The organism is Streptomyces sp. NPDC059256, assembly GCF_042753785.1.
In the GTDB taxonomy this organism is placed as follows: domain Bacteria; phylum Actinomycetota; class Actinomycetes; order Streptomycetales; family Streptomycetaceae; genus Streptomyces.
The window spans coordinates 210,945-217,962 of the sequence record NZ_JBHYZO010000010.1; the positions used below are offsets into that span (position 1 = coordinate 210,945).

The 7,018-nt window shown below is 69.7% G+C and carries 7 protein-coding genes; 2 read left to right on the plus strand and 5 right to left on the minus strand.

What is annotated here, in order from left to right; translation table 11 throughout:
* Positions 1–40: 40 nt before the first annotated feature.
* The 5 genes from egtD to ACFXJL_RS22575 form a co-directional block, all read right to left on the minus strand.
* Positions 41–1,006: an L-histidine N(alpha)-methyltransferase gene (gene egtD / locus ACFXJL_RS22555; protein WP_384695069.1), complete on the minus strand. Its 966-nt coding sequence runs from the start codon at positions 1,004–1,006 to the stop codon at positions 41–43.
* Complete coding sequence (gene egtC, locus ACFXJL_RS22560; RefSeq protein ID WP_358882408.1) at positions 1,003–1,758, minus strand: ergothioneine biosynthesis protein EgtC; 756 nt, start codon at positions 1,756–1,758, stop codon at positions 1,003–1,005. The genes egtD and egtC overlap by 4 nt, the downstream gene beginning before the upstream one ends.
* A complete protein-coding gene (egtB, locus tag ACFXJL_RS22565; RefSeq protein WP_384695073.1) occupies positions 1,758–3,071 on the minus strand; it encodes an ergothioneine biosynthesis protein EgtB in 1,314 nt (437 codons plus the stop codon). The genes egtC and egtB overlap by 1 nt, the downstream gene beginning before the upstream one ends.
* Positions 3,068–4,363, minus strand: coding sequence for an ergothioneine biosynthesis glutamate--cysteine ligase EgtA (gene egtA / locus ACFXJL_RS22570; RefSeq protein WP_358882410.1), 1,296 nt, complete (start codon positions 4,361–4,363; stop codon positions 3,068–3,070). The genes egtB and egtA overlap by 4 nt, the downstream gene beginning before the upstream one ends.
* A gap of 323 nt (positions 4,364–4,686) precedes the next feature.
* The gene (locus tag ACFXJL_RS22575) at positions 4,687–5,109 is read right to left on the minus strand and encodes a type II toxin-antitoxin system PemK/MazF family toxin (RefSeq protein ID WP_358882415.1); all 423 of its coding nucleotides are present in this window, start codon (positions 5,107–5,109) and stop codon (positions 4,687–4,689) included.
* Between the two features lie 386 nt (positions 5,110–5,495).
* Between ACFXJL_RS22575 and ACFXJL_RS22580 the strand changes: the two genes are divergently transcribed.
* Together ACFXJL_RS22580 and ACFXJL_RS22585 are read left to right on the plus strand one after the other, a co-directional pair.
* A complete protein-coding gene (locus ACFXJL_RS22580) occupies positions 5,496–6,530 on the plus strand; it encodes a LacI family DNA-binding transcriptional regulator (protein WP_384695076.1) in 1,035 nt (344 codons plus the stop codon).
* A gap of 119 nt (positions 6,531–6,649) precedes the next feature.
* Positions 6,650–6,943, plus strand: a complete 294-nt coding sequence (locus ACFXJL_RS22585) for a hypothetical protein (protein WP_384644741.1) — start codon at positions 6,650–6,652, stop codon at positions 6,941–6,943.
* Positions 6,944–7,018 lie beyond the last annotated feature (75 nt).

Sequence of the window (7,018 nt, forward strand, 5' to 3'; positions counted from 1 at the left end):
GTGGGCACGCGAGCGGGCCCACCCTCCCCGGCAGCCCCCGTCAGGCCGTCGCGGTGGCCAGTGAGAGGGCGAACCTGCCCGCGGAGTCGGTCCACCACTCGGTGAGCTCCAGACCCGCCGCCGCGAGTTCCCGGCCCACCCCCTCCTTGCGGAACTTCGCCGACACTTCCGTGCGCAACTCCTCGCCCTGCTCGAAGGAGACCGCGAGATTCAGCTCCGGGATCTTCACCGTCAGGTCGGAGCGCGCTCGGAGACGCATTTCGATCCACTCCTCCTTGCGGTCCCACAGCGCCACATGGTCGAAGTCACCGGGGTCGACGTCCGCGCCCAGCTCACGCGCCAACACCCGCAGGACGTTCTTGTTGAAGTCGGCGGTCACCCCGGCGGCGTCGTCGTACGCACGCACCAGTACTTCCTCGTCCTTGACCAGGTCCGTGCCGAGCAGCAGTGCGTCACCCGGGTCGAGGAGAGCCCGCACCGAGCGGAGGAAGCGGGCCCGCTCAGCCGGGAGGAGGTTGCCGATCGTGCCGCCGAGGAAGACGACCAGCCGGGGCCCGGGTGTACCGGGCAGCGCCAGCCCCCGGGTGAAGTCCGCGATCAGCGCATGGACCTGGAGCTCCGGACGTTCGGCCAGCAGCGACTTCGCCGCGCCGGTCAGTGCGCTCTCGCTCACGTCGACCGGGACATAGCTCTGGAGGTCGGGCAGTGCGTCCAGGAGGTGGCGCGTCTTCTCGGACGAGCCTGACCCCAGCTCGACGAGGGTCCTCGCCCCGGTCGCCGAGGCGATCGCGGGCGCCCGTTCGATGAGGATCTCCCGTTCGGCACGGGTGGGGTAGTACTCGGGCAATCGGGTGATCTCTTCGAACAGCTCGCTGCCGCGGGCGTCGTAGAACCACTTCGGCGGCAGCTCCTTGGGCGTTCGGGTCAGACCGTGGAGCACATCGGCGCGCAGGGCGGCGTCCGTGGCGTCCTCGGGCAGGGTTCGGGTCAGCAGGAACGGGCTCACGAAGGGCGCTCCTTGAGGGGGGAGAGGAGAACTTCGGCACGGGTGGCGACCAGCAGGGTGCGGTCGGGGACCTCGTGCCAGTGAGGGTCGTCGTCGTACGGCTCCGAGGCCACCACCGTGCCCCGCTGCCGCCCGGTTCGGTACCAGAGTGAGTCACCCCAGGCCGTTGCCGCGATGGCCGTGCCGTCGGTGAGGAGGAAGTTCAGCCGGGACGAGGGGGCGGCCTCCGCCACCTCGGTGACGGTGTCGGCCAGCGCCTGGCCCAACTCGTCGCCGTCCCGCAGCCGGTGCAGCACCAGCGCCCACAGCAGGGCGGCGTCGCAGCGTGCCTCCAACTGGAGCAGTTCCCGTGGGGCGAGCGCAGCCGCGAGCGGGACGAGGGAGTCGGGCCACCCCCGGGCCGCGCCGTTGTGGCTGAACAGCCAGGGGCCATGGGCGTAGGGGGCCGCAGCTGCCTCCCCGTCGGCACCGGCTTCGGTGGCATCGCGCACCGCTGCGAGCAGCGCTTCTGAGCGGACCACCCGGGCGAGGTCGATGAAGGAGACATCGGCCCAGATCGGGCCCGGGCGCCGATAGCGCGCGGGCGTCGGATCGCCGGCCGCGTACCAGCCCACACCGAATCCGTCCGCGTTGACCGTTCCATTGCGCTGGCGGCGCGGGGCCCAGGACTGTCGCAGCAGTCCATGGGGCGGCCGGATCAGGAGTTCCTCCCAGGCGAGCGGGGGCCCGAGGTAGGCGATGTGCCGACACATCAGGCACCCGCCTCCCCGTGTCCAGCATCCCGTGCGGTGCGGAATCCGGCGAAGATCTGCCGCCTGACCGGTAGGTCCCAATTGCGAAAGGTGCCCCGACACGCGACCGGACCGACCGCAAAGGACCCTCCGCGCAGCACCTTGTGCTCACCGCCGAAGAACACCTCGGAGTACTCACGGTAGGGGAATGCGACGAAACCGGGATAGGGGAGGAAATCGCTCGCCGTCCACTCCCACACATCGCCCATCAACTGTCGGACGCCGAGCGGCGAAGCCCCGCCCGGATAGCTGCCGGTGGATGCCGGCCGCAAATGCCGCTGTCCTAGATTGGCGTGGAGAGGAGTGGGATCCTCGTCGCCCCAGGGGAAGCGGCGGGAGCGACCCGCCGCTTCGTCATGACGGGCGGCCTTCTCCCACTCCGCCTCGCTGGGCAGTCGGCGACCGGCCCAACGGGCATAGGCATCGGCCTCGTACCAACTCACGTGCAGTACGGGCTCGTCCCGTGGCACCGGCTCGGTCACACCGAAACGACGGCGCAGCCACTGCCCGCCGTCCCGGTGCCAGAACAGCGGTGCGGCGATGTGGTGCCGTTGGATCTGCTCGAATCCTTCGGCCGCCCACCAACGAGGGTCACTGTATCCGCCGTCCGCCATGAAGGCGAGATAGTCACCGCAGCTCACGGGCGTGGTGTCCAGCCAGAAGGCCGGCAGGTCACGACGGTGTGCCGGCCGCTCGTTGTCCAGTGCCCAAGGCTCGGTGGAGGTGCCCATCGTGAACGGCCCAGCGGGCACCAACACCTCGCTCGGCAGCCCATGGGCGCTCCCGGGCGGTGGGGCGGGAGCCACCAGGGCGGCGGGGCCGGTGCGCAGTTGGTGGGTGATCAGCATGGTCTCGTCGTGCTGTTGCTCATGCTGGGCGATCATCCCGAACGCAAAGCCCGCCTCGGTCAGCGGAGCGCCCTCCATGGGGATGCGCTCCAGGACGTCCAACACCCTGCCGCGTACGTCCGCGGCGTATCCACGAGCCTCGGAAGGAGGCAGTAGCGGGAGGCTCGGACGGGAGGCACGGGGATGCTCGAAGGCGTCGTAGACGGAGTCGATCTCGGGGCGCAGTGCTTCCCGCCCGCCCACCGTGCGCAGCAACCACTGCTCCTCCTGGTTGCCGATGTGGGCCAGATCCCAGACCAGGGGGGACATCAGTGGCGAGTGCTGCGCGGTCAACTCGCCGTCGTCGACACAGTCCACCAGGGTCGCGGTGCGCGCCCTGGCATCGGTCAGCGCTGCGAGTGCGCGCTGCCGCAGTTCGTCGGTCATCGGCCCGGCTCCTTTCCGCAGACCCCCGCGGCGGGCCGCACCGAGGGAATGCGTAGGTCGTCCGCTGGACATCGCCCTCGCAGGACGTAGCGCTCGTGGAAGGCGGCGACCGCGTCGCACACGGCAGCGGAAGCGCCGATGCGCGGCAGTGCTTCCAGCGCGGTGGTGAAACAGCTCACCGCGGTCGTCCGCAACTCGGGATCGGCCAGGCCCAACCGTGCGGCGTTCAGCCACAACGGATTGGTCGGCGCCGGTTGCGTCCCCGCGTACTCCGCCAGCGGCTTGACCGCGCGGTAGACGGTCTCGGCCGCTTCGGGGTCGTCGAAGAGCGCCGTGACCACGGCGAGGGGCACCACCCAGCCGTCGGGGCCCGACTGGGCGTCGATCATCCGCAGTTCAAGATGGCCGCGGGGTCGGACAGGTGGGAAGAGGGTGGTCAGGTGGTAGTCGAGGTCCTTCCGGGTCGGTGGCCGGTGCACGCCGGTGCGTATCCAGTCGCGGAAGCTGAGCGCCGTGGGACGGTGCCAGGGCACCGCTTCCTCCCGTACGCACATCACCGGTGCGTCCAGGACGTGGGAGGCCCAGGCCGCCCGCGGTTCTCGATGCAGTGGCGGGGAGACGGGACGTATCGCATCGAGTTCGGCCCAGATGGCCTGACGGGTGGAGCGCCAGCCGGTCCAGCGGCCCTCCCGAGCGGGAGAGTTGGCGAAGGCTGCCGTGAGGACCGCACCGAGGAGATGGGCCAACTGCCAACGCCTGCCGTGTCCCAACGGTCCCGGCTCCTCCTCACCCGAGTCCAGACACACCTGGATCGAGGCGGAGGTGCACATCATGGCCCGTCCGGACGGCCCCGTACGGTCCAGATACGCTTCCATGGCGTCGTAGCGCGGATCCCGCAGCACCCTGCGCGGGGTGTGCCACGGGTCGAGGCCCAGTCCGGTGAGGGTGAGTCCGTCCCGACGCAGAGTGTTGCGCACGGTGTGCAGATCGGCGGCGACGGAGTCCACACACTCCATCAGAGAGCCGGCGGGCGGGGAGCTGAGCTCCAACTGGCCACCCGGCTCGAAGGTGAGTGCCGAGTTCAGTGCGAGGGACCGCACTCGATCGTGGGCGGCGGCGAGACGGTCCGCCGCAACGGGGTGCCGAGGGTTGCGCTGATCATGAATAAGCCATTCCAGTTCCACTCCTACCGTGCGGGGTGGACCGTTCTTGAAGCAGATGCACCGCAGGAGGTCTTCTGCTTCCTGTTCCTCGATCGGCCGGCCGTATCCGCTGGCATCGGGTGGTTGCATGATCGGCTCCTCTTTCGAAGGCTCTCTCAACCTAAAGCCACTGTCGCCGCTTCGCACAAGAGTGCTTTTGTGACGCGTGGGGCTGCTGTGGCGCCCTGACTCTCCTTGGGAAAATGATTGCTCCCCCTTTCGGAGGTCGTCCACGACGGGTGCCACGCTGCACCGTTGTGGGGCATCGCCCATGGAACGGGACGATTGCCAAGGCAAGCCACGATTCCACCAGGGACCGTCGAGAAGTGGTGATTTCGACCGAGGTCACCTGCGCCGGGCCCACGGACCCCTGGTCCTCGTGGCCGTGGACACCGGCCGCACCTCCCCGGCCGTCAGTGCCAGCCGTAGCGCTCGCGCAGTGCGCCCACCACCCGATCGAACCGGGACCGATCCAACGCGCACGCCTCACGACGCATCCCGTCCGGATGCACCCTGAGCACCCGCTCCAGACCGACCCAGGACGGTCGCCCTGCCCCGTCCCACCGTCCTGCTCCGATCGGCACCCAGTTGCGGTCCCGGTCGTGCGGTTTGCTCGACAGCTGTACGGCCAGGAGGGTGCCGGCCGACTCCCGCGCCACGATCAGGACCGGACGGTCCTTGCCCCGACCGTCACCCTCCGCGTAGGGAACCCAGGTCCACACCACCTCGCCGGGGTCGGGATCACCGTCGCGATCGGGTGCGTACGAGGTGCGCACCCGGCCCACGGAAGCCGGATCGGCCTCCGTGGTGGTGGAGCGGCCCGTTCGACCCGGCACCGATGGGGGCGCGGTGCCAACGGGGGACGCCGGCCGTGAGGCGGTGGACGAACGAAACCAACGGACGAGACGCGGAAGAAGATTCACCCCGCCACGGTAGGCCCGCCCGGGCCTGGCAGTAGACACCGCCCACACCGGGGTTCAGAACCACCGTCGGACGGGCCACCGCACCGGCCCGCATGTCCTGGCTCGCCGATGACCCCGCCCAAGGGGTGATCGCCGGCTGCCGAGCCCTATCGACTCGCCCTATCGACTCTCCATGAGTCGCTCAGCCCTGCCGTCGTCACACCTCCCGCCACCACGGCCCGAGGCACGCCCCGACCACCGTCCGTAGGGAGTTTGAATCCAGCCATCCGCCGTCACATCTGAAAGGATGTTCTGGAAAGATGCCCAGGGCGATGAGCCAGACACCCAAGCAGTCCGCAGAGCACTCCGTTCCCACCAGCGCCGATGTCGCCCGGTTAGCCGGAGTCTCCCGGGCCACCGTCTCCTACGTCCTCAACAACGCCTCGGCCGTGCGCATCAGCGACGCCACCCGCCGTCGGGTTCGCGCGGCAGCCGAAGAGTTGGGCTACGTTCCCCATGCCGCCGCCCGCAGTCTGCGGGCCGGACACACCCGCATGGTGCTGCTGCCCACGGCCGCCTTCCCATCAGGCCCGCTGCACAGTCGGTTCCTCCAGGAGCTGCAAGGCGCACTGCGACAGTTGGACTACACCGTCGTCCAATACGACAGCCTCGGCCTCGAAGGCGGCGAAGCGGTGCGCTCCTGGGCCGAATTGCGACCCGTGGCGGTAGTCGCCCTCGGCGAGGCCGGACTCACCCCACAAGGCGTCGGACTCCTACGGCGTTCGGGTGCCAAAGCGGTCATCACGCTTGCGCCCGCAACCGTCGAAGGAGCGCATTCCCTCGTCATCGACCAGAGCGGCATCGGCCGTTGCGCAGCCACGCACCTCCTCCAGCGTGGGCGGCGCGCTCTTGGCATCGTCCTCCCGAGTGAACCCGGGCTCGACATCCTCGGCCGACACCGGATCGAGGGCGCGCGCCAAGCGATCGCGGGCACCGGGGCACGCATCGAGCCGTTGCCCCTGTCGTACGACGAGGAATCCGCGACCGCGCTCGCCGTCCGCTGGCGCACCCTCGGCCTTGACGCGGTCTACGCGTACAACGACGACTACGCCATGCTGCTGATGAGGGCCCTGCAGGACCAGGGCATCGACATCCCCCGCGAAACCGCCGTGATCGGCGCGGACGACCTTCTCCTCGGCAGACTCCTCAGACCCCGGCTGAGCACGGTGCACCTGGACATGATCACCGGAAACCAACTGGCCGAACTCGTCGACCGGGCCGTCCGCGAGCCGGACTCGCAGCCGGGGACCCACTGGGTGATGGAGGCGCGGGCCGTGCATCGTGAATCGAGCTAGCCGGGGGCCTCACCAGAGCAGTGCAACGCCGGCCCGGCAGTCCACGGTCGCCGACGGATGTGTTCGACTCTTCGGACGACGACATGCACATCGAGGCCGGAGTGCCTAGCGTCGCCTCCATGAACGCGGCCGAAAGCGGACCACATCCGCAACGCTTTGAGATCCTGATCGTGCCGGAACACGTCCACGGCCTGGCCAACGCCGACCTGGCCACGGCCGCCATCCGTGCCACGGTCGTCACCGCCACCGGGGAACGCGGGGCCTCCGGCTATCCGCGCTACGCGGGCAACGGTGTCGTCGCCGACATCGACCCCGCCACCCAAACGGTGGAGGCCCTCCTCGTGGACGGTGCGGAGTTGGACTACGGCCTCTCCGCACGGGCGGTTCCCACGACCCCCACCCCACGAAGCTGACCTGAGCCGGAGTCGGGGGGGGGGGGGGCGACCGCGCAGGCGCCCGCAGCACCACCCCCGACGCCCGCCGCACCG

Excerpts from the sequence above, each read along its gene's own strand:
- egtB (WP_384695073.1), bottom strand. The coding sequence starts at position 3,071 with ATGACCGACGAACTGCGGCAGCGCGCACTCGCAGCGCTGACCGATGCC.
- egtA (WP_358882410.1), bottom strand. The coding sequence starts at position 4,363 with ATGCAACCACCCGATGCCAGCGGATACGGCCGGCCGATCGAGGAACAG.
- egtC (WP_358882408.1), bottom strand. The coding sequence starts at position 1,758 with ATGTGTCGGCACATCGCCTACCTCGGGCCCCCGCTCGCCTGGGAGGAA.
- ACFXJL_RS22585 (WP_384644741.1), top strand. The coding sequence starts at position 6,650 with ATGAACGCGGCCGAAAGCGGACCACATCCGCAACGCTTTGAGATCCTG.
- ACFXJL_RS22580 (WP_384695076.1), top strand. The coding sequence starts at position 5,496 with ATGCCCAGGGCGATGAGCCAGACACCCAAGCAGTCCGCAGAGCACTCC.